21 protein-coding genes are annotated in these 17,326 nt (G+C 67.0%); 18 read left to right on the top strand and 3 right to left on the bottom strand.

Annotated features, from left to right (window positions below; all coding sequences use genetic code 11):
- Positions 1 to 17: 17 nt before the first annotated feature.
- From NZ849_RS02010 to NZ849_RS02000, 3 genes are read left to right on the top strand one after another with little or no spacing between them, the layout of a single operon-like run.
- Positions 18 to 845 carry a purine-nucleoside phosphorylase gene (locus tag NZ849_RS02010; RefSeq protein ID WP_295403474.1) on the top strand — a complete coding sequence of 276 codons (828 nt, stop codon included), beginning with the start codon at positions 18 to 20 and terminating at the stop codon, positions 843 to 845.
- 2 nt (positions 846 to 847) lie between these two features.
- Positions 848 to 1,498: a YggS family pyridoxal phosphate-dependent enzyme gene (locus tag NZ849_RS02005; protein WP_295403557.1), complete on the top strand. Its 651-nt coding sequence runs from the start codon at positions 848 to 850 to the stop codon at positions 1,496 to 1,498.
- A gap of 13 nt (positions 1,499 to 1,511) precedes the next feature.
- Complete coding sequence (locus tag NZ849_RS02000; RefSeq protein ID WP_295403471.1) at positions 1,512 to 1,994, top strand: DivIVA domain-containing protein; 483 nt, start codon at positions 1,512 to 1,514, stop codon at positions 1,992 to 1,994.
- Between the two features lie 116 nt (positions 1,995 to 2,110).
- On the opposite strand, the gene NZ849_RS01995 is transcribed toward NZ849_RS02000, so the two are convergent.
- From NZ849_RS01995 to NZ849_RS01985, 3 genes are all read right to left on the bottom strand, one after another.
- Positions 2,111 to 3,199: an NAD(P)/FAD-dependent oxidoreductase gene (locus NZ849_RS01995; RefSeq protein WP_295403555.1), complete on the bottom strand. Its 1,089-nt coding sequence runs from the start codon at positions 3,197 to 3,199 to the stop codon at positions 2,111 to 2,113.
- Between the two features lie 82 nt (positions 3,200 to 3,281).
- Entirely contained in the window at positions 3,282 to 4,427 is a 1,146-nt protein-coding gene (locus tag NZ849_RS01990) for a hypothetical protein (RefSeq protein ID WP_295403467.1), read from the bottom strand.
- 49 nt (positions 4,428 to 4,476) lie between these two features.
- On the bottom strand, positions 4,477 to 5,376 hold the full coding sequence (locus NZ849_RS01985; RefSeq protein WP_295403464.1) for a metal ABC transporter substrate-binding protein: 900 nt from the start codon (positions 5,374 to 5,376) through the stop codon (positions 4,477 to 4,479).
- Between the two features lie 164 nt (positions 5,377 to 5,540).
- Between NZ849_RS01985 and NZ849_RS01980 the strand changes: the two genes are divergently transcribed.
- The 15 genes from NZ849_RS01980 to NZ849_RS01910 are packed head-to-tail and all read left to right on the top strand — an operon-like array spanning position 5,541 to position 17,039.
- On the top strand, positions 5,541 to 5,870 hold the full coding sequence (locus NZ849_RS01980) for an antibiotic biosynthesis monooxygenase (RefSeq protein WP_295403552.1): 330 nt from the start codon (positions 5,541 to 5,543) through the stop codon (positions 5,868 to 5,870).
- Positions 5,867 to 6,784 (top strand): hemin ABC transporter substrate-binding protein, encoded by a 918-nt coding sequence (locus tag NZ849_RS01975; protein ID WP_295403460.1) that lies wholly within the window; start codon positions 5,867 to 5,869, stop codon positions 6,782 to 6,784. The genes NZ849_RS01980 and NZ849_RS01975 overlap by 4 nt, the downstream gene beginning before the upstream one ends.
- Positions 6,781 to 7,398: a DUF3386 family protein gene (locus tag NZ849_RS01970; RefSeq protein ID WP_295403455.1), complete on the top strand. Its 618-nt coding sequence runs from the start codon at positions 6,781 to 6,783 to the stop codon at positions 7,396 to 7,398. The genes NZ849_RS01975 and NZ849_RS01970 overlap by 4 nt, the downstream gene beginning before the upstream one ends.
- Positions 7,395 to 8,417: an iron ABC transporter permease gene (locus NZ849_RS01965; RefSeq protein WP_295403451.1), complete on the top strand. Its 1,023-nt coding sequence runs from the start codon at positions 7,395 to 7,397 to the stop codon at positions 8,415 to 8,417. Before NZ849_RS01970 ends, NZ849_RS01965 begins: the two co-directional genes overlap by 4 nt.
- 2 nt (positions 8,418 to 8,419) lie before the next feature.
- A complete protein-coding gene (locus NZ849_RS01960) occupies positions 8,420 to 9,208 on the top strand; it encodes a heme ABC transporter ATP-binding protein (protein ID WP_295403550.1) in 789 nt (262 codons plus the stop codon).
- A 14-nt stretch (positions 9,209 to 9,222) separates the two neighbouring features.
- Entirely contained in the window at positions 9,223 to 9,798 is a 576-nt protein-coding gene (locus NZ849_RS01955; RefSeq protein ID WP_295403447.1) for a nitroreductase, read from the top strand.
- Complete coding sequence (locus NZ849_RS01950; protein ID WP_295403444.1) at positions 9,786 to 10,136, top strand: hypothetical protein; 351 nt, start codon at positions 9,786 to 9,788, stop codon at positions 10,134 to 10,136. The genes NZ849_RS01955 and NZ849_RS01950 overlap by 13 nt, the downstream gene beginning before the upstream one ends.
- An 8-nt stretch (positions 10,137 to 10,144) precedes the next feature.
- Positions 10,145 to 10,276, top strand: coding sequence for a hypothetical protein (locus tag NZ849_RS01945; protein WP_295403440.1), 132 nt, complete (start codon positions 10,145 to 10,147; stop codon positions 10,274 to 10,276).
- 2 nt (positions 10,277 to 10,278) lie between these two features.
- A complete protein-coding gene (locus NZ849_RS01940; protein ID WP_295403436.1) occupies positions 10,279 to 10,830 on the top strand; it encodes a flavodoxin in 552 nt (183 codons plus the stop codon).
- The gene (locus NZ849_RS01935) at positions 10,827 to 11,486 is read left to right on the top strand and encodes a DUF4397 domain-containing protein (RefSeq protein WP_295403432.1); all 660 of its coding nucleotides are present in this window, start codon (positions 10,827 to 10,829) and stop codon (positions 11,484 to 11,486) included. Before NZ849_RS01940 ends, NZ849_RS01935 begins: the two co-directional genes overlap by 4 nt.
- Positions 11,487 to 11,489: 3 nt before the next feature.
- Positions 11,490 to 12,512, top strand: coding sequence for an imelysin family protein (locus tag NZ849_RS01930; RefSeq protein WP_295403430.1), 1,023 nt, complete (start codon positions 11,490 to 11,492; stop codon positions 12,510 to 12,512).
- Positions 12,509 to 14,728 (top strand): FTR1 family protein, encoded by a 2,220-nt coding sequence (locus NZ849_RS01925; protein WP_295403428.1) that lies wholly within the window; start codon positions 12,509 to 12,511, stop codon positions 14,726 to 14,728. Before NZ849_RS01930 ends, NZ849_RS01925 begins: the two co-directional genes overlap by 4 nt.
- Before the next feature lie 12 nt (positions 14,729 to 14,740).
- The gene (locus tag NZ849_RS01920; protein ID WP_295403425.1) at positions 14,741 to 15,223 is read left to right on the top strand and encodes a ferritin; all 483 of its coding nucleotides are present in this window, start codon (positions 14,741 to 14,743) and stop codon (positions 15,221 to 15,223) included.
- Positions 15,220 to 16,167, top strand: a complete 948-nt coding sequence (locus tag NZ849_RS01915) for an ABC transporter substrate-binding protein (RefSeq protein WP_295403422.1) — start codon at positions 15,220 to 15,222, stop codon at positions 16,165 to 16,167. The genes NZ849_RS01920 and NZ849_RS01915 overlap by 4 nt, the downstream gene beginning before the upstream one ends.
- Entirely contained in the window at positions 16,164 to 17,039 is an 876-nt protein-coding gene (locus NZ849_RS01910; protein WP_295403419.1) for a nitroreductase family protein, read from the top strand. The genes NZ849_RS01915 and NZ849_RS01910 overlap by 4 nt, the downstream gene beginning before the upstream one ends.
- The last annotated feature ends 287 nt before the right edge of the window (positions 17,040 to 17,326 follow it).

Below are 17,326 nucleotides of genomic sequence, written 5' to 3'. Positions count from 1 at the left end.
TGTTAGGATTTTAGGGTATGCCAGGCGATACACCCTACGAGCCAATACAGGAGGTCGTAAGCCACATCCGGGTCCGCACCGACTTTGTCCCCGAGGTGGGCATTGTGCTGGGGTCGGGTCTGGGGCCCCTGGGCGATGAGATAGAGGTGGTTGCGGACTTCCCCTACACCGAGCTGCCCTACTTCCCCCGCTCCACCGCCCCGGGGCACGAGGGAAGACTCATATTGGGGCACTTGGAGGGTAAACGGGTACTTGCCTACAAAGGCCGGGTGCACGTGTACGAGGGCTATACCCCAGCCCAGGTGGTCTTCCCCGTGCGGGTGGGCTTCTTCCTGGGCGCGAGGACTTTTCTGGTGACCTCGGCGGCTGGCGGTCTCAACCCGGCTTGGAACGCTGGGGAGCTGATGCTGCACAGCGACTACATCAACTACGCGGCCCTCTCGCCCCTTACCGGTCCCAACGACGAGCGGCTGGGGCCGCGTTTCCCGGTGACCTTTGACGCCTATGACCCGGGCCTCAGGGCCTTGGCCCAAAGGGTGGCCCGCGCACAGGACTTCACCCTGCGGGAAGGGGTTTACGCCTGGTGGCCAGGTCCGCAGTTTGCCAGCCGGGCCGAGCTGAGGGTGCTGCGCAGCCTGGGGGCTGATGCCATCGGTATGTCCACGGTACCGGAGGTGATTGCCCTGCGCCATTTAGGGGCGCGCGTCCTGGGCCTCTCCACCATCACCGATATGGCCATACCTGAGCGGGACCACCACGCCACCGAGCAGGAGGTGCTGGCCACTGCGGCCCGCAGTGGCGCCCTTTTCCGCCGTTTTGTGCGGGGAATTCTGGCGGCGATGTGAGGATGGGTCTGCCTGAGGTTTTGGATCGGATTGAGCGTGCCTGCCGGAGGGCTGGCCGGGACCCCCGAGGGGTACGGCTAGTTGCGGTAACCAAGGGCCACACCGTGCCGGAGATTCGGGACCGGGTATTGCGGTACGGGGCTTTTGCCTTGGGTGAGTCGCGCATTCAGGAGGCCCTGCCCAAGCTGGCGGAGCTGGCGGCGGAGTGGCACTACATCGGTCCCCTTCAGCGGAATAAGGCCAAGTTTGCGGTGCGCTTTGAGCTGGTCCATTCGGTGGACTCGCTCCGCTTGGCTGAAACGCTGGCCCGTAAGGCCCGCGAGGTGGGTAAGGTGCAGCGGGTGCTGCTCGAGCTCAACCTGGGCCGCGAACCGCAAAAGCACGGTTTTCTGGAAGAGGAGTTGCCCGAGGCGCTGGCACAGGTGCGGGAGCTAGAGGGGCTTAGGTTGGAAGGCTTGATGACCGTGGCCCCCTACACCGAGAACCCTGAGGAGGTGCGGCCCATCTTTGCCCGTCTTTCCCGTCTGGCCGACACCTTTGGCCTGGCTGAGCGCAGCATGGGGATGTCTGGGGACTTTGAGGTGGCGGTGGAGGAAGGGGCCACCTTGGTCCGCGTGGGCCGGGCCCTTTTCGAGCCGGGCGCGGGGGTGTAGTAGTCTGGGGCCTGTGGAAGGGCGCAAGACGGGTGAGTTTCAGGTGGGAAGCGACCTAACCCCGCTGGACATCCGCTACCAAGAGTTTCGCTTGGGGTTGCGGGGCTATGCGGTGGCTGAGGTACGGGAGTACCTGGCCCGGGTGGCCGATGTACAGACCGCGCTCATAGAGGAGAACGAGAGGCTCCGCAACCGCATACGGGAGCTCGAGGCCGAGCTTTCCAAAGCCCGCGAGGGGGAGGCTGAACTCAAGCGGGCGGTGGTGGCAGCGGAGCGCATTGCTCGGGAGATCAAGGCCCAGGCTGAGCGAGAAGCGGAGCTCATCAAGCGGGAGACCGAAGCCGAGCGTCAAGTGGCCCTGCAGGAGCTCATCGAGCAGATGAAGCGCATCCGAACCGAGATTGAGCAGGTACGCAACGAGCGTGACCTGTTTGTGAGCCAGTTCCGCGCCATGCTGGAAAGTTACCTGGCCTCCCTCGAGCGGTTCAAACGCTAGGGGGGACCTCTCGGGCGGAAGACCTGCCCCAGCGGGTTGGGCTGGCCTCTGCTGGGGTTGGCGTCCCTTTTCTGCCGCTATGCGCAGAGCGGCTGGCAGCACGTGGGCCTTGCAGCTCAGCACGCACACCTCGAGGTGCAGCAGGCCGCCAGGTCGTCGGCCCACATCCCGCGTCTGTAGACCTCAAGGGGCCCCGGGTCTACCCCCAGCCGCTCGGCAATGGCCCGGGCCACTATCGGGAAACGGGCCCGGAACTTGTAGATGAAGCAAAAGGCTGTACCCCGGTGGCTTACCTTGGGTCCTACCAGGAAAAGCCCCGGCGTGCGGGTGGATTCGTCCGTCTCCTCCCTGAGGAGGGGCGTGGAGCCTTCCCAGTGGAAGAGCTCCCTGACAGGGGCGAAGCCCCCGGAAAAGCCGGTGGCCAGGATGGGCGGGGTGGAGGTGTGCAGCGCCCCTTCGCCCAGCTGAAGCCTGTACCCCTGGCCGTCTTGCTGGATGGCCTCTACCCGGGTCTTCACCAGGCGAATCCGTCCCGTGCTCAGGGCCTGCGCCAGACGCTCGCGGGTGTAGGGCGAGAGGTCCACGCTGGGCTCGCCGGTAGCCTTCTCCCAAGGGGCCTCGGGGTCCAGCACCCAGACCTCCTTCCCCAGGGCGGCCAGGTTGCAGGCTGCGTCCAGCCCCGACTCGTACCCTCCCACCACCACAAAGCGCTCCCCCTTTGGGTCTGCCCAGCTCCTCACCTGGGCGTAGTGCAGCCCCAGGTCAAAGGGGCGGTGAGGAAACTGGAACTCGCCCGTAGCCCAGATGAGGAAGCGGGCCTCTAGAACTCCGCGAGAGCTTTGGATGCGGAAGCCCTCGGACAGGACCTCAACCCGCCGCACCGCGGTCCTGCTCAAAACTGGAAGGTGGTAATGCCCTGCCAGGGCCTTCAGGTACTGGGCGTAGTCCGGCCCGCCCAGCCGCTCTTTGCCCAGGGTGTAGGCGGGGGAGGTATCTGGGGTGATGGCGTTGAGGTCGGGTAGGCCAAAGGCGTTGGCGGTGAAGCTGGGGGTGATGAAGCGGGTTTCCCTCGGCCAGCGGCGGAAGGAGGCGCCGACCCCATAACGCTCCAGCACACGGAACTGGACGCCTAGCTTTTGCAAGGCTAGGCCCACGCCGATGCCTGCGGGCCCAGCCCCTACAATGACCACATCGGTTCGCTCCATGTTCGGCAAAAACGCCCCCATACTGGGGGCAACTGGGATGATTTGGGCACCTGCTTGGGAAGGTAATCCAACCGGCAAAGCCTCAGTGGCGCACGCCCTTCACCCACAGCCAGGCCAGGCTGCCAGGGGTGCCGCCCACGTTCAGTCGGCGTTTGAGCTCCATCCCATCCAGCTCAATCTCGAGAACCTCCCCTTTTTCGGGCAGGGCCACGTAGGCCACGCCGTCACCTAGGGCCATGCTAGGCCGCACTGCGCCCTCGCCGGTGGCCGTGATGGGCTCGGCGACCTTAAGGCTTCTCAGCACCTTGCCGGTGGCCGGCTCGAGGGTGTGCAGGTGGCCGTCCGCGGTGAGCACCACCAGCCGGCCGCCCTGGTCAAAACCAAACCTGACCGGCCTGGCTGGCAGAGGGTAGACGCTTAGGGTGCTGTCTACCCGAACCAGACCCTGCCCGAAATTTCCGATAAAGAAGGGGTACTTGGGGTGCGCGACCAGGGTGCCCACCCGCGCCCCTTGGGGTGCGCTGGCGGGGTTGGCCAGCTTGCGGGCTGCGAAACCGCTGCCCCGCTGCTCCACGAGCAGCACCCCATCGGCGCAGCCGTAGGCCACGGTGTTGCCCAGCACAGCCTGCCCGTGTAGGCGCGGGCAGCCTTCGAACTGGGTGACCTTACGCCCGCCGTAGGTGTAGACCTCTACCACTCCCCGGTTCAAGCTGCCCACCAGCACCACCTGGGCCAGCGGAACCGGGGCTCCGTGGTCGGGGGCGCCGGTGGAGATCTCGCTGAAGTCGGCTACTAGACCTAGCTTCCTAGCGTCAAACAGGGCTACGGTGCCATCGCCGTCGTTGTAGATGGCTATCCGGTCGCCGTGGCTTTTGAGATGGGTGGGCTTGGGGCCGGTGTTCAAGGTGGCCCAGATGTAGGGGGTTTGCAGGACCAGGTCCTTGTGGTCCCCGTGGTCTTCTAGGCCCAGCCCGCTGTAGACCACGCTTACCCGGTTTTGCTCGCGGTGGACCGCGAAGGCGTACTGGCCGCCCGGAGCGGTGTAAACGCTGGCCGGTCCTGGAACGGTAAATCGGCCCACCACCTCACCCTTCTCCAGGTCAATCACCTGCAGCAGGCCGGTTTTGCCGTCCGCCACTACCAGCCGCCCGGGGTGGTGCTCCTCCCCGGCCATGGCCTGGACCCCCAGGATTCCTAACGCGATGGCTAAAAGCACTGGTCCTCTCACAGCTCACCTCCTAGATATTGATATATCATTATCATAAAAGACACAAGCCCTACCTGGCAAAGGCCTCGCACAAAGCCCGCCCGTTGTGGCTGAGCAGGGCCAGATAGGTGGGTACCTGGGGGGTAAGCGTGTCTGAGAGAAGGGTAATGACCCGTGCCCCGGTGGCCTCGGCCAAGGCGCGGGCCTGGGCTGCGCTGAACTGAGGCTCGGTGGCGATGACCCGTACTCCTTCCTGGCGCATCCGTCGGGCTAGCTCGCTCAGGGCTTGTGGACCCCGCTCCTGGCCGCTGAAATGGGCCAGGCTACCCACCACCTCGAAGCCATAGTGACGTGCAGCGTAGCGGAAGGCATCGTGCTGGACCACCAGCCGCCGTCGGTTTTGCGGAAGGGCCGTAAGGCAGGCCCTGATCTCGGCGTCGATGGCCTCGAGCCGCCGCAAGAAGTCCGCTGTACGCCTCGCGTAGAAGGCCCGACCCCCAGGGTCAAGCGCGCTTAGGGTGGCCTGGATGCCCTCCGCGTAGTGGCGGGCGTAGCTGGGGTCAAGCCACAGGTGGGGGTCGCAGAGGCCGTGGCGGTGTATGTCCAGCCCCTGCTCGAGCTCCCGCCTCCGCTCAGCCTCGCTGATGCAAAGCAGGTTGGATGCTCCCTCCGCCAGGAACACCGTTTGGGCACCCCGGGGCAGTGCGCCCTGGAGCTTGGGTAGGAAGGTTTCCAGATGGAGGCCGTTGGCAAAGAGCACCTTTACCGACGCCAGGGCCCGCACCGTGGAGGGGCGTGGCTCGAAGCTGTGGGGGTCAGCCCCCATGGGTACCACCCCTACCACCCCGACCCGTTCGCCCCCTATTTCTCTTACCAGGTCAGCCAGAATGGGCGTGGTTGCGGCCACCCGCAGGGCTTGGGCGAGGCCTGGGGTGAGCAGCAAGAGGAAAAGCCAGAGGAAAAGGCGCATAAGCTATTGATAATCAAATATCAAGAGAGGCAGGGTGAGTGAGCGCCCAATTTTTCCGGTTGGCCCCTGGTGCGAGTAGTTATCGTTTGCAAAACTTTAAAAACCGAGCGGAATACTTGACTTTAACACCGGGGCGTTCTAGCCTTGGCTCCGTGGAGGTAAGCATGTTCGTGACCATGAACCGCATCCCGGTAAGCCCGGAGTATGCCGAGCGCTTTGAGGAGAACTTTCGCGGGCGGGCCCGCCTGGTAGACCGCATGCCGGGCTTCATCCGCAACCTGGTGCTGCGTCCGGCCAATCCAGCCGAGGAGCCCTACATCGTGATGACCTTCTGGGAAAGCGAGGCCCATTTCCAGAACTGGGTGAATAGCCCCGAGTTCAAGGAGGGCCACGCCCGAAGCGGCACCCTGCCGCGGGAGGCCTTCCGCGGGCCAAGCCGATTGGAGAGCTTCTCAGTGGTCACCGACTCGGCCTTGAAGGAGGAGCGGGCGTGAGGGGGCTTCTGCTTGCCGCTTTCCTGGCCCTGGGGCTTGGCCTGGCCCAGCCCTTTACCGTCAAGGATGCCCGGGGCCAGACCATCACGGTGCGCTCCATTGAGCGCATCGTGAGCCTGAATGGGGTGACCACCGAGATTCTCTTTGCCCTGGGGGTGGGGGACAAGGTGGTGGGGCGCGACACCAGCAGCTACTACCCGGCCGCGGTGAACAAGCTCCCCACCGTGGGCTACCAGTTCCAGCTCAACGCCGAGGGCATCCTGGCCCTGAGGCCCACCCTAGTGCTGGGCCGGGAGGACGCCAGGCCGCCGCAGGTCTTCGACCAGCTCGCCGCCGCCGGGGTGACGGTGGTGCGGGTGCCCGATAAGCCCACGCTCGAGGGGGCCAAGGAGAAGATTCGCACCATCGCCGCGGCGGTGGGCCAGGTGGAGCGGGGCGAGGCCCTGGTGCGGGCCTTGGAGCGCGACCTTCTGGTGCTGCGCTCCAAGCAGCGCCAGGCCACCAAGCAGCGAACCCTGAAGGGCCTCTTCCTCTACCTGCGGGGCACCCAGGTGACCTACGTGTGCGGGGAGGGCTCCAACCCGGTGGGGATGATGGAGCTGGCTGGGATTGCCAACGCCGCTAGGGGCATCAAGGACTGCAAGCAGATGACGGCTGAGGCGGTGGTGGGGGCCCAGCCCGATGTGATCGTGGTCTTCACCAAGGGGCTGGAGAGCGTGGGAGGCCTAGAGGGCCTGCGCAAACTGCCCGGGGTGATGCAGACCCCTGCCGGTCAGGCGGGACGGGTGGTGGCCATTGACGACCTCTACCTGGGCGGCTTTGGCCCCCGGGCTGGGCGGGCCGCGCTGGACCTCTTCATCGGGGCCTACGAGCGCCAGGGGCTCTACATCGCCGGGGAGCCAGCCCAGCCATGACGGCCATTTCCGCCTACGAACTATTGCAGGCCGCGCGGGCCCGCGCCTACACCCTGCCGGAAGGCTTTGGGGGCTTTGAGGCCGAGTTGCACCTGTTCCAGGAGGGAGGCTGGCACCAGGGGAGGGTGCAGGCCGATGGGCCCCGCGCGGTGGCGGTGGCCCTGCCGGAGCCCCTGCGGGCCTGGCCCGAACGCGAGCTGGCCTCCATGCTGGCCCACCGCTCCCCCCGGCCCTTTGAGGAGGGCGAGGGGCGGTACCCCATGCGGGTGGTGCAGGAGAGCCCGCTGGGGGTGGCCATCGCCCTGGAGGACCCCCTGCGCTCGGTGCTCTGGGTGCGGGACGGGCGGGTGGTGCTGGTGGAGCGGAACCCTGAGGGAGTCTCCTTCCGCATCCACGTGCAAAGCCACCTGCCGGCGGGGGAGAGGTACCTGCCCCACCACTTCACCGTGGTCTACCGACGGGGCGAGGTGCTGGAGGCTGTGGAAAACTACACGGACACCTATACCGAGGTGGAGGGGCTCTGGCTGCCGCAGGGCCGGGCGGTACTGCGGCAGGACCGGGAGGGCCTGAGCTACCGGGCCTTCCGCCTCGCAAACCACCGGCTTCTGCCATGATAGCCCTGCCCCGTTCTGTTCTGCGCTATCGCTCGGCCCTGCTGGCCCTGGGCCTGCTTCTGCCCGCCGCTCTCCTGCTTGCCGCGGGGATAGGGGCCTACTACATCCCACCCTGGGAGATTCCCCGCGTGCTTTTGGAGAAGGCCGACCAGGCCTACGCGGTGCTGGTCTCCATCCGCTTTCCCAGGGTGGTGCTGGCCGCGGCGGTGGGGGCCCTGCTAGCCCTTTCGGGGGCGGTGCTGCAGGGCCTCTTTCGCAACCCCCTGGCCGACCCGGGGCTGATTGGGGTGACCTCGGGGGCCGGGCTGGGGGCGGCCATCTTCATCGTTTTGGTGCCGGGGGCGGGGGCCCTGCAGGTCTTCGCCCTGCCCCTGATGGCCTTTGTGGGAGGGCTTCTCACTACCCTTTTGGTCTGGCGGCTGGCCAGCAGCGGGGGGCGGGTGCAGGTCTTGACCCTGCTCCTGGCCGGCATCGCCCTCAACGCGGCGGCGGGGGCCCTGATTGGCCTTCTGATCAGCCGGGCTACCGACGAGCAGCTCCGCAGCCTCACTTTTTGGACCCTGGGGGGCTACGGCGGGGCCACCTGGACCACCCTGCTGGCCATGGCCCCCACCGGGCTGGTGGCGCTTTGGGGCCTGCTGCGGCTGGGCCGGCCCCTCAATGCCCTGGTGCTGGGGGAGCGGGAGGCTTTTCACCTGGGGGTGAACCTCGAGCCCTTCAAGCGCCAGGCCGTGGCCCTCTCGGCCCTGGCGGTGGGCACCGCGGTGGCCGCGGCGGGCGGGGTGGGCTTCATCGGGCTGGTGGCCCCCCACCTCTTCCGGCTCTTGGCCGGGCCCGACCACCGCTACCTGCTGCCCGGGGCCACCCTGCTGGGGGCCTCCCTGAGCGTGCTGGCCGACCTGGTGGCCCGCACGGCGGTGGCTCCGGCGGAGCTGCCGGTGGGGGTGGTGACGAGCCTTCTGGGGGCTCCCTTCTTCATCTGGCTGCTGCTGCGCCACAAGCGGGAGGTGGCCCGGTGAGCCTGTTGGTGGCCGAGGGGCTCGGCTACACCGCGGCGGGGCGCGTCCTGCTGGAGGGGGTGGGCTTTGCCCTGGAGGCCGGGGAGGTGCTGGCGGTGCTGGGCCCCAACGGGGCCGGCAAGACCACCCTGCTGCGCCTTCTGTCGGGCGAGCTGCGGCCCAGCCAGGGCCGGGTTGAGCTCCTGGGGCGGCCCTTGGAGCGCTATGGGGCGCTCGAGCTGGCCCTACTGCGCGCGGTGCTGACCCAGCGGCGCGAGGTGGGCTTTCCCTTCAGCGCCTACGAGGTGGCCTTCCTGGGCCGGCTGCCCCACCTGGAGCGCCGGGCCGAGGGGCCTTTAGACCACGCCCAGACCGAGCAGGCCCTGGCCCATACCCAGGCCCTCCCCTTCGCCCCACGCCCCTACCCCAGCCTCTCCGGCGGCGAGCAGAGCCGGGTGGACCTGGCCCGGGTGCTGGCCCAGGAGCCCAAGCTGCTCTTCCTGGATGAGCCCACCAACCACCTAGACCCCCGCCACCAGGTGGAGGTCATGGCCCTCTGCCGCCGCCTGGCCGGGGGAGGTTTGGGGGTAGTGGTGGTGCTCCACGACCTGAACCTGGCGGGGCTTTTCGCCGACCGGCTGCTGCTGCTGCACGAAGGGCGGATGGTGGCGCTGGGCCGCCCCGCCGAGGTGCTGCGGCCCGAGCGGCTCGAGGCGGTCTACGGCCTGCCCTTCGCCCTGGCCCAGCACCCCAGCGGCCGCCCCTGGGTGATGCCGCTGGCCCAGGCGGAGCCCACCCCGGTAGCGGGCTGATAAGAGGTTTTGCCATGCAAGCGACCCTTCCTTCTGTTTTTGAGGTCATTCGGGCCCGCCGCTCGCTGGCGGTGGGCTACCTGGACAGGCCGGTGGAGCGGGAGAAGCTCGAGCAGATCCTGGAGGCGGCCCACTGGGCCCCCTCGCACGGGCGCACCGAGCCCTGGCGCTGGGTGGTTTTTGAGGGGGAGGCCCGGCGCCGATTGGGCGAGGCCTTTGCCGAGAGCTACGCCCGCTCCTTCAGCGGCCCGGACTTTCGCCCTGAGCGCTACAAGGCCCAGCTCGAGCGGGTCTGGCAGGCCCCGGTCTGGATTGGTCTGGGGCTGGAGCCCAGCGGCCGCTTTCCCGAGTGGGAGGAGGTGGCGGCGGTGGCCTGTGCGGTTCAGAACGCCTGGCTGGCCGCCACCGCTTTGGGCCTGGCGGGCTTCTGGACCTCGGGGAGGCCGGTGGTGCACGAGCACACCGCGCGGGTCTGTGGCCTAACCCCACCGGCTCGGCTTCTGGGGTTTTTGTACCTGGGCTACCCGGCTGAACCGCTCCCCCAAGGCGTGCGCAGCGACTGGCGAAGGAAGGTGGTGTGGAACCCATGAGCTGCCCGCACCTGCGCAGACTGGCCACCCTGAGCGAGTTTCGTTACATCGACAGCTGCCCTTGCAACGGGGGCATTGTGCACCTTTCCTGGGATGTGGCTACCCTCCACCTGAGCCTGAAGGACTTCGGATGGCTGGCGGAGGTGGTTGCCCAGGCGGTGCGGAGGGAGGAAGAGGAACCGGAAATACCCTTTGTGCTCTGGGTGGGTAGTGTGGCCCTGCGGATGAGCTTTGAGGAGCGGCATGGACTCCACACCATGATTCAGGCCGCCCTGGCCGAACTGCAACAGGGGGGATTGGAGAAAAAGAGTCCAGAGGTTTTCAGGTTCCTCAACTGAGGCGGGGTATGTGGCGGAGTCTGTTCTACTGGTTCTGGTCGGATTTTGTGGTGGGCGAGCGGGGTTGGTGGGCTCTGGCGATTGAAGAGGCCACCTGCTTGGGGCTGGGTTGGGATTGGGACTGGGAGGGGGTGGACTAAGGGTGTTCAGGCTGGGAATTTTCTTTGGCTCCACTTACGGCAATACGCGCGACGCAGCTTTCGAGATTGCCGAAGAGATGAGAAAGCATATTGCGGGCGAAATCTGGCTGCACGACGTGGCTGACCGAGGACTACAGCGGTTGGGGGAGTGTGATGCGCTGCTGCTGGGGGTCTCGACCTGGAACATCGGTGAGCTACAGGACGACTGGGCTCGCTGCCTGGAGGAATTGGGCAAGGTCTCGCTAAAGGGGAAAAGGGTGGCCCTTTTTGGGGTAGGCGATCAGTCGAGCTACCCCGACAGCTTTCAGGATGCCCTGGCCATTTTGGCGCAAGCAGTGCGCGAGGCCGGTGGCGAACTGGTGGGCTTCACTTCCACCGACGGCTACTTTCACTCGCAAAGCCTGGCCGTGGAGAACGGCCAGTTTGTAGGGCTTGCGCTGGACTACGACAACCAGCCTGAACTTTCCACCCCGCGCATCCAGGCCTGGGTGAAACAGCTTTTGGAAGAAATGGCCCTGCCACAGCTTGCGAGGTTAGAAGGAGGTTTGGCGTGAAGAAGATTTTTGGGTTTTTCCTTACGCTTCTGGCTGGCTTAGCCCTGGGACAAAACGCAGGACTTCGGGTGGCCCACCTTTCCCCCGACGCCCCCGAGGTGGATGTGTGGGTAAATGGCAGCAGGCTCGAGGTTCTGAGCAAGCTGGCCTTCAAAGCGGTTTCGGACTACCAGAGCCTGCCCGCCGGAGAGGTCACGGTCTGGCTGGTGCCGACGGGAAAAACCGAGCCCCGCGTTATGGAGGCCCGGCTGCGGATTGAGGCGGGCAAGCGCTACACCCTGGCCGCTACCGGATTGCTGGCCCAGCTTAGGGGCATCCTGCTGGAGGATGCTGCCGCCAGCCCTGCCGGCGGCCAGGCCAGCCTTAGGTTGGTGCACGCCGTGCCGGGATTCCCTGCGGTGGATGTGCGGGTGGGTGGAGGCTCGGGCAGCCTGGTGGCCCAGAACCTCTCCTTCGGCCAGGCTGGGGCTTACCAGGGGCTAGGGGCGGGTGGCTTATCCCTGGTGCTTTTCGCAACAGGGGATACCACCCGAGGCATTCCCCTGCCTTCGCTGCGCCTCGAGAGCGGAAAAAGCTACACCCTCTTCCTCTCGGGGCAGTACAGCCACCGGGCTGAGAACTTCGGGCTGGCCTTTGTGCTGGTTGAGGAGCGGTGAGGAATGGGCCGGTGGGTGGTGCTCCTTGTCCTGCTGGGCCTGGCCCAGGCCCAGGGAATCGAAGCGGTCAAGGGCTACCTGATTGAGCGGGTGGAGCAGCAAAAAGCCGCTACCGCAGCCTTGGTCAAGGCCAGCCAGGACTACTTTGCCCTGGCCCAGAAGGCCGGCTTCGACTACCGACGGCTGGCCCAGACCCAGCCCGGTCCGCTGCGCCAGAGCCTGCAAGCGGCCAGGGCGGCCTGGGTGAAGGCCAGCCCCATCTACGAGAGCGTGGAGGGGATTGTGGCGGGGGTGGAGTCGCTCGCCGACTTCGACCTGAACCTGGACGCCGGGGCCTCCGCCGCCGAGGGGGGCGACGCGGTGGTCACCTTCGACCTCAAGCTGGAGGATGGCCGGGTGCTCAGGCGCCCCGGCAACGCCTTTGGGGTGCTGGAGGGCACCCTCTGGGGTACCGAGCGGGCCTTTAGCAGCGGGGTGCGCTTTGACGTGGATGGCGACGGCAAGCTGGGCTTTGGCGACTACCTGCCCGACGCCCATGTGCTCAAGGCGGGGGCGGCCAAGCTCGACGAGCTGACCGGGGGGCTTTTGGCGGCGGCCCGGGGGTGGAAGCCGACCCCCAGCGACGTTTTTGGGGCGCTGGTGGCCAACGTGCCCACCGCCGCTTCGGTCTTCGTGGCCCGGTGGAAGACCTCCCGCTTCGTGCTGGGCGAGAAGGCCACCCGCCGCGACTTCAACGTGATCTCCTCGCTGGACGACCTGGTGAACAACATCCGCTCCTGGCAGGCGCTCTATGCGGGGGTCTCGAGCCTGGTTCGGGCCAAAAACCCCGCCCTGGATCGCCAGATCACCGAGGGGCTCTCGGGCCTCAAGGCCTACGCCGAGCGGCTGGTGGCCCAGGAAAAGGTGCGCCGCTTCAGCCTGGAGCAGGCCGAGCTCATCTACAAGGAGACCGACAACCGGGCCACCGCCGTCACCGGCAAGCTGGCCCAGGCTGCGGCCCTGCTGGGCCTTAAGGTGGGCCAATGAGGCGCTGGGTGGGGCTTTTATTGGGGCTTGGGCTGGTGCTGGCCCAGCCCACCCCTGCCGAGCGGGCCGAGGGGCTTAGGGCCAGGCTGGTGGAGGCCCAGCTCGAGCTGGCCTTCGACCCTCAGGCGGCGGCTGGGCTGCTCCAAGCCGCCCAGGCGGAGGCGGCGGCTTTGGCCAAAGCCGGGCTAACCGTAGACCTGAAGCCCCTCGAGGAGGCCCTCGGCGCGCGGGACGAGGCGGCTTTTGCGAGGGCACGGGCCCGCCTGTGGACCGACCTCCTGCGCCAGGGCTACCTAAGGCTGGAGGAGGCGGTGCGCTCCGGGGACCTCGCGGCGGCCCGGGGCTGGGCCCTGTTGCGCGAGTACCGGCCTGCCACCCGCTACGCCGCACCCGAGGCCGAGGCCACCTTGGCCCTGGAGGAGCTGCGCCAGGGCCGCCTAAAGCCCGAGGAGGCCCTCCTGGCGGTGCGGGCCGACCTGCTGGGGGCCTACCAGGCCCGGCTGGAGGCCGCGTTGCGCGACCTCGAGGAGGCCCAGTCCCAGGGCCAGCCCGTCCGGGCCGCCGAGCAGCGGGCCCTGGCCCAGGGCTACTTTGAGATTCTGGCCCCGGCCTACCGGGAAGCCCGGGGGGCGGCCAGGCTGGCCGAGGCCCGCCAGGCCCTGGCGTCGGGCCCGCTTGGGGCCATCCGGGAGGCCCTCTCCGGCTTCCAGGCGGCCCCCCTCTCCCCCCGCGAGCGGGCCCGGCGGGCCAACCAGACCCTGCGCTTTTTGGACCTGGTAGCCGTGGAGTACGGCCGGGGGGTGGTGGGCCCGGCGGGGGCGGTGCGGGTCACCAAGTCCTTGGAGATTGAGGAGGCCACGGCCTTTTTGGAAAGCGCCCGTGCGGCCTGGAGCGCTTTAGAGCCGATGTTCCCGGCGGCCAAGGTGGAGGGGGTTCGTCAGGGCTTCAAAGGGCTCGAGCAGGGGCTGCAAGCCGCCCGCCAGGGGGACAACCCCCCCAGCGCCCAGGCCCTGGAGGAAGGGGTGAGGGCCCTGCGTCAAGAGCTCGAGGCCCTTCTGCCCGCCGAGTGGCGCCGGGCCGACCCCGCGGGTGACCTGGAGGTGATCCGTCAGCAGCTCAAGGCCCTGGAAAACGCGGTGGCCCAGGGCCGCTACGACCTGGCCGAGACCGCGCGCATGGACGCCTACGCCCTCTTGGAGTCGGGGCCCGAGGCCCGGCTCAGGGTCTTCGCCCCGGCCCTGGCCCTGGAGATTGAGGACCTGTTCTGGAATGGGCCGGATGGCCTGGCCCGCCTAATCCGGCAGAAGGCCCCGCCCAGCGAGGTGCGCGAGACCCGGCGGCGGCTGGAGGCCAAGCTGCACGAGGCCAGCGGCTTCCTCTCGACCCAAAGCGCCCCCGCCGCCACCCTGGCCAACGCCGCGGTCATCGTCTTCCGCGAGGGGCTCGAGGCGGTGCTGATCCTGGCCGCCCTTTTGGGGAGCTTGAAGCGCCCCGAGGTGCGCCGCTTCCGCCGCCCGCTGTGGCAGGGGGCCTTGCTGGCTTTTGGGGTGACGGTGCTGACCTGGTTTGCCATGCGGGGGCTTTTGACCCAGTTCGCCCGCTACGGCGAGCGGCTCGAGGCGGTGGTCTCCTTGCTGGCCATTGCGGTGCTGCTCTTGATCATGAACTGGTTCTTCCACCAGGTCTACTGGACGGATCACCTGGCCGGCTTCCACCAGCAAAAACAGCGCCTCCTGCGGGCCGAGACCGGGCAGTATCTGGGGCTCCTCAGCCTGGGCTTTGTGAGCGTCTACCGCGAGGGCTTCGAGACGGTGCTCTTCTTGCAGTCCTTGGTGCTCCAGTCCAGCCTGGCCCCGGTGCTCCTGGGCATCGGGCTGGGCCTGCTGGCCACCGTGGGGGTGGGCCTCGGGGTCTTTGCTTTGCAGGCCAAGCTGCCCTACAAGCGAATGCTCATCGCCACCGGTGTGCTGCTCTTGCTGGTGCTTTTCACCATGGTGGGCACCACCGCGCACGTCTGGCAGGTGGTGGGCTGGCTGCCCGTGCACCCCATCGGGGGGCTGGCCCTTCCTTACTGGGCGGGGATGTGGCTCGGGCTTTACCCCACCTGGGAGGGCCTGGGCTTGCAAGTGCTCGCTGTGGTTGCGGTGCTGGGCAGCTACTTCCTGGCCGAAGGACTCAAGCGCCGGGCACTGCCCAACAACCTTCGCCATACCTAAAGGAGGTTTCCCATGATTAGCCAAACCCTACAGCAGATGCTCAACGAGCAGCTCACCCGCGAGCTCACCGCCAGCCAGCAGTACCTGGGGATGGCGGCCTACGCTGGGTCACAGAACCTGGAGGGCTGGCAGGCCTTTTTTGAGCGCCAGTCCGAGGAAGAACGCGAACACGCCCTGAAGATTTTTCGCTTCCTGGTTGAGGTGGGCGCCCCGGTCAAGCTCGCTGCCCTGCCGGAGGTGAAAAGCGAGTACGCCAGCCTGCTCGAGGCCACCCAGACCGCCCTGGCCTACGAGCAGAAGGTCACCCGCGACTTCCAGGCCATGGCCCAGGCCGCCCTGGAGGAAAAAGACCACACCACCTACCAGTTCTTGCAGTGGTACTTAGAGGAGCAGATCGAGGAAGAAAGCCAGTTTGGCCGCCTGGTAGCCCTGTTGGAAAGCGGCCTCAACCCGTTTTTGGCTGAGAGCCTTTTGAGCAAAGGAGAAGAGAAATGAACCTTAAGAACCTTCTTGTCGCAATCGTCCTCTCAGGCTTTGCCCTGGCCCAGACCCTTACCATCGAGCACGATGAGGGCACCAGCCGCGTGCCCCTCAACCCCAAGCGGGTGGTGGTGATGGACGAAGAGGCCCTGGGCTGGTTGGCTGCTTTGGGGGTAGGTGACCGCATCGTGGGGCTGGCCAGCGCCTACCTGACCCCTGCCGATATCAGCGGAGGCCATATCAAGCCTGAGGTATTGCAGAAAGGCTTTCTAGCCCGGGCTAAGCTCAACAATCCTACCTACATCGGCACCTGGATGGAGCCCAATCTGGAAACCCTGCTGACCCTAAAGCCCGACCTGATCGTGCGGCTCACCTGGAAGGGCAACAAACACTACGACAAGCTGAGCCAGATCGCCCCCACCTTGGGCTATGAGGAAGGCGGCAAGGGCTTCTGGGAGCGGGGTCTGCGCGACCTGGGGCGCATCTTCGGCAAGAGCACCGAGGCCGAGCGCATCATCGGCCAGGTGCGGGGGGCTTATCAGGCCGCCCAGGCCCGCCTGAGGAATGCGGGGGTCTTCCAAAAGTACCCCAAGGTGATTGTGGTAGCCCCCTTCGCCGGAGGGGCCAACTGGGTCTACACCAACGTGCGGCTGATCCCCGACCTCAGGGCCATGGGCTTCAAGGACGGCTACACCCCTAAAGACGTCACCCTGAATGTGGGGGCCCAGATCAGCGACGAGGCCCTGATCAGCCTGGACAAGGAGACCCTGGTGGTGGTCTTCCCGCCCGGCGGCCAGTACGACGGCTCCAAGGCCTTCTTCAGTAGCCCGGTAGGGCAGAAGCTCAAGGATCAGGCCATCCTCTACACTCCCGAGCCCTTCAGCCCCTACAGCGGCCCGCTGGTGAGCCTGCGCAACGTGAGCGAGCTGACCCGGTTGATTCTGGAGAAGGTGAAGTGACTACCGACCTGACCCCCGAGCGGCTTTCGGCCTACCTCGAGCACATCAACGACGACCACGCCGAGGAGCTTCTGGCCACCATCAAGGCCCTGGGCGGCCCGGAGTGGGCCGAGGGGGCCGAGATGACGGAGCTCAGCCCCGAGGGCTTTACCGCCCTGGTCTGGGACGGCGAGCAGAGCGCACGCTTTGAGCACCGCTTTGCTGAGCCCGCCAGGGATGCCCTGCACCTGCGGGAGATGCTGGTGGCGCTGATGAGCCAGCCCAGGCTGCCCCACCGGCCCTACCCCAGTTTTGATGCGGATGCCCTCGAGGCCATCATCCGGGGGCGGCGCAGCTACGGGGTGCAGGCCCTGAGGCCCGACCCCGTACCCCGTGCCCTCATCGAGCGCTGCCTGGATGCGGCCCGCTACGCCCCCAACAACGGGCGCACCCACCCCTTCCGCTTTGTGGTCATTACCGGCCCCGAGGCCAAGGGAAGGCTATGGGCTAAGGTGCAGGAGGTGTTCCCCAAGGCCCTGCCGGGCTATGAGCCACGCTGGCTGGAGAGCTACCGCAAGCTCATCTTTGGAGCCCCGGTCTGGATCGCCATCGGGATGCAGCCCCGCCGGGAGCGGCCCATGCCGGAATGGGAGGAGCTGGCTGCGGTGAGCATGGCGGTGCAGAACCTGCACCTGATGGCCGCAGCCCAGGGCCTGGGGGGGCTTTGGGCCAGCGGCCCGGTGGCCACCCACCCCGACCTGGCGGCCTACTTCGGCTGGGCCGAGCCCCCCGACCGGCTGCTGGGGCTTTTCTACATGGGCTTCGCCAAGCGGGCCCTGGCCCCGCGCAAATACCCCAGCCTGGAGAGCCTGGTGCGCTGGGAAGAGGTCTGAAGCGGGAAAGCGGGGAGGCAAATCCGGGCAATAATCTTTAGTTTATCGCTAGGAATATGCAAGATAAGAACCTCGAAGCTACGAGACTTATTCATGAGGGATAGACTTCAAACCCGAGTAAGTTGATTGAAATACTCATGCTAGGCCGCCCCGCCCTTCCCAAACCCGCCCTGATTCCCCTGCTGGCCCTGGCCCTACTGACCCTGGGCGTTTTGGCCCTGGGCACCGGGGCGGTGCGGATGGGCCCATGGGAGGTTCTTCAGGCCCTGGGCGCCCCGCGCGACGAG

This window comes from Meiothermus sp. (genome assembly GCF_025060375.1).
In the GTDB taxonomy this organism is placed as follows: domain Bacteria; phylum Deinococcota; class Deinococci; order Deinococcales; family Thermaceae; genus Meiothermus.
The sequence above is the reverse complement of the archived record's forward strand: the minus strand, read 5'-3'. Positions and strand labels throughout refer to the sequence as shown.

Bases quoted from the DNA above. Each gene is read 5' to 3' on its own strand.
- NZ849_RS01915 (WP_295403422.1), top strand. From the start codon at position 15,220: ATGAACCTTAAGAACCTTCTTGTCGCAATCGTCCTCTCAGGCTTTGCC.
- NZ849_RS01995 (WP_295403555.1), bottom strand. From the start codon at position 3,199: ATGGAGCGAACCGATGTGGTCATTGTAGGGGCTGGGCCCGCAGGCATC.
- NZ849_RS01930 (WP_295403430.1), top strand. From the start codon at position 11,490: ATGGGCCGGTGGGTGGTGCTCCTTGTCCTGCTGGGCCTGGCCCAGGCC.
- NZ849_RS01970 (WP_295403455.1), top strand. From the start codon at position 6,781: ATGACGGCCATTTCCGCCTACGAACTATTGCAGGCCGCGCGGGCCCGC.
- NZ849_RS01965 (WP_295403451.1), top strand. From the start codon at position 7,395: ATGATAGCCCTGCCCCGTTCTGTTCTGCGCTATCGCTCGGCCCTGCTG.
- NZ849_RS01945 (WP_295403440.1), top strand. From the start codon at position 10,145: ATGTGGCGGAGTCTGTTCTACTGGTTCTGGTCGGATTTTGTGGTGGGC.
- NZ849_RS02005 (WP_295403557.1), top strand. From the start codon at position 848: ATGGGTCTGCCTGAGGTTTTGGATCGGATTGAGCGTGCCTGCCGGAGG.
- NZ849_RS01925 (WP_295403428.1), top strand. From the start codon at position 12,509: ATGAGGCGCTGGGTGGGGCTTTTATTGGGGCTTGGGCTGGTGCTGGCC.
- NZ849_RS01985 (WP_295403464.1), bottom strand. From the start codon at position 5,376: ATGCGCCTTTTCCTCTGGCTTTTCCTCTTGCTGCTCACCCCAGGCCTC.
- NZ849_RS01920 (WP_295403425.1), top strand. From the start codon at position 14,741: ATGATTAGCCAAACCCTACAGCAGATGCTCAACGAGCAGCTCACCCGC.
- NZ849_RS02010 (WP_295403474.1), top strand. From the start codon at position 18: ATGCCAGGCGATACACCCTACGAGCCAATACAGGAGGTCGTAAGCCAC.
- NZ849_RS01955 (WP_295403447.1), top strand. From the start codon at position 9,223: ATGCAAGCGACCCTTCCTTCTGTTTTTGAGGTCATTCGGGCCCGCCGC.
- NZ849_RS01980 (WP_295403552.1), top strand. From the start codon at position 5,541: ATGTTCGTGACCATGAACCGCATCCCGGTAAGCCCGGAGTATGCCGAG.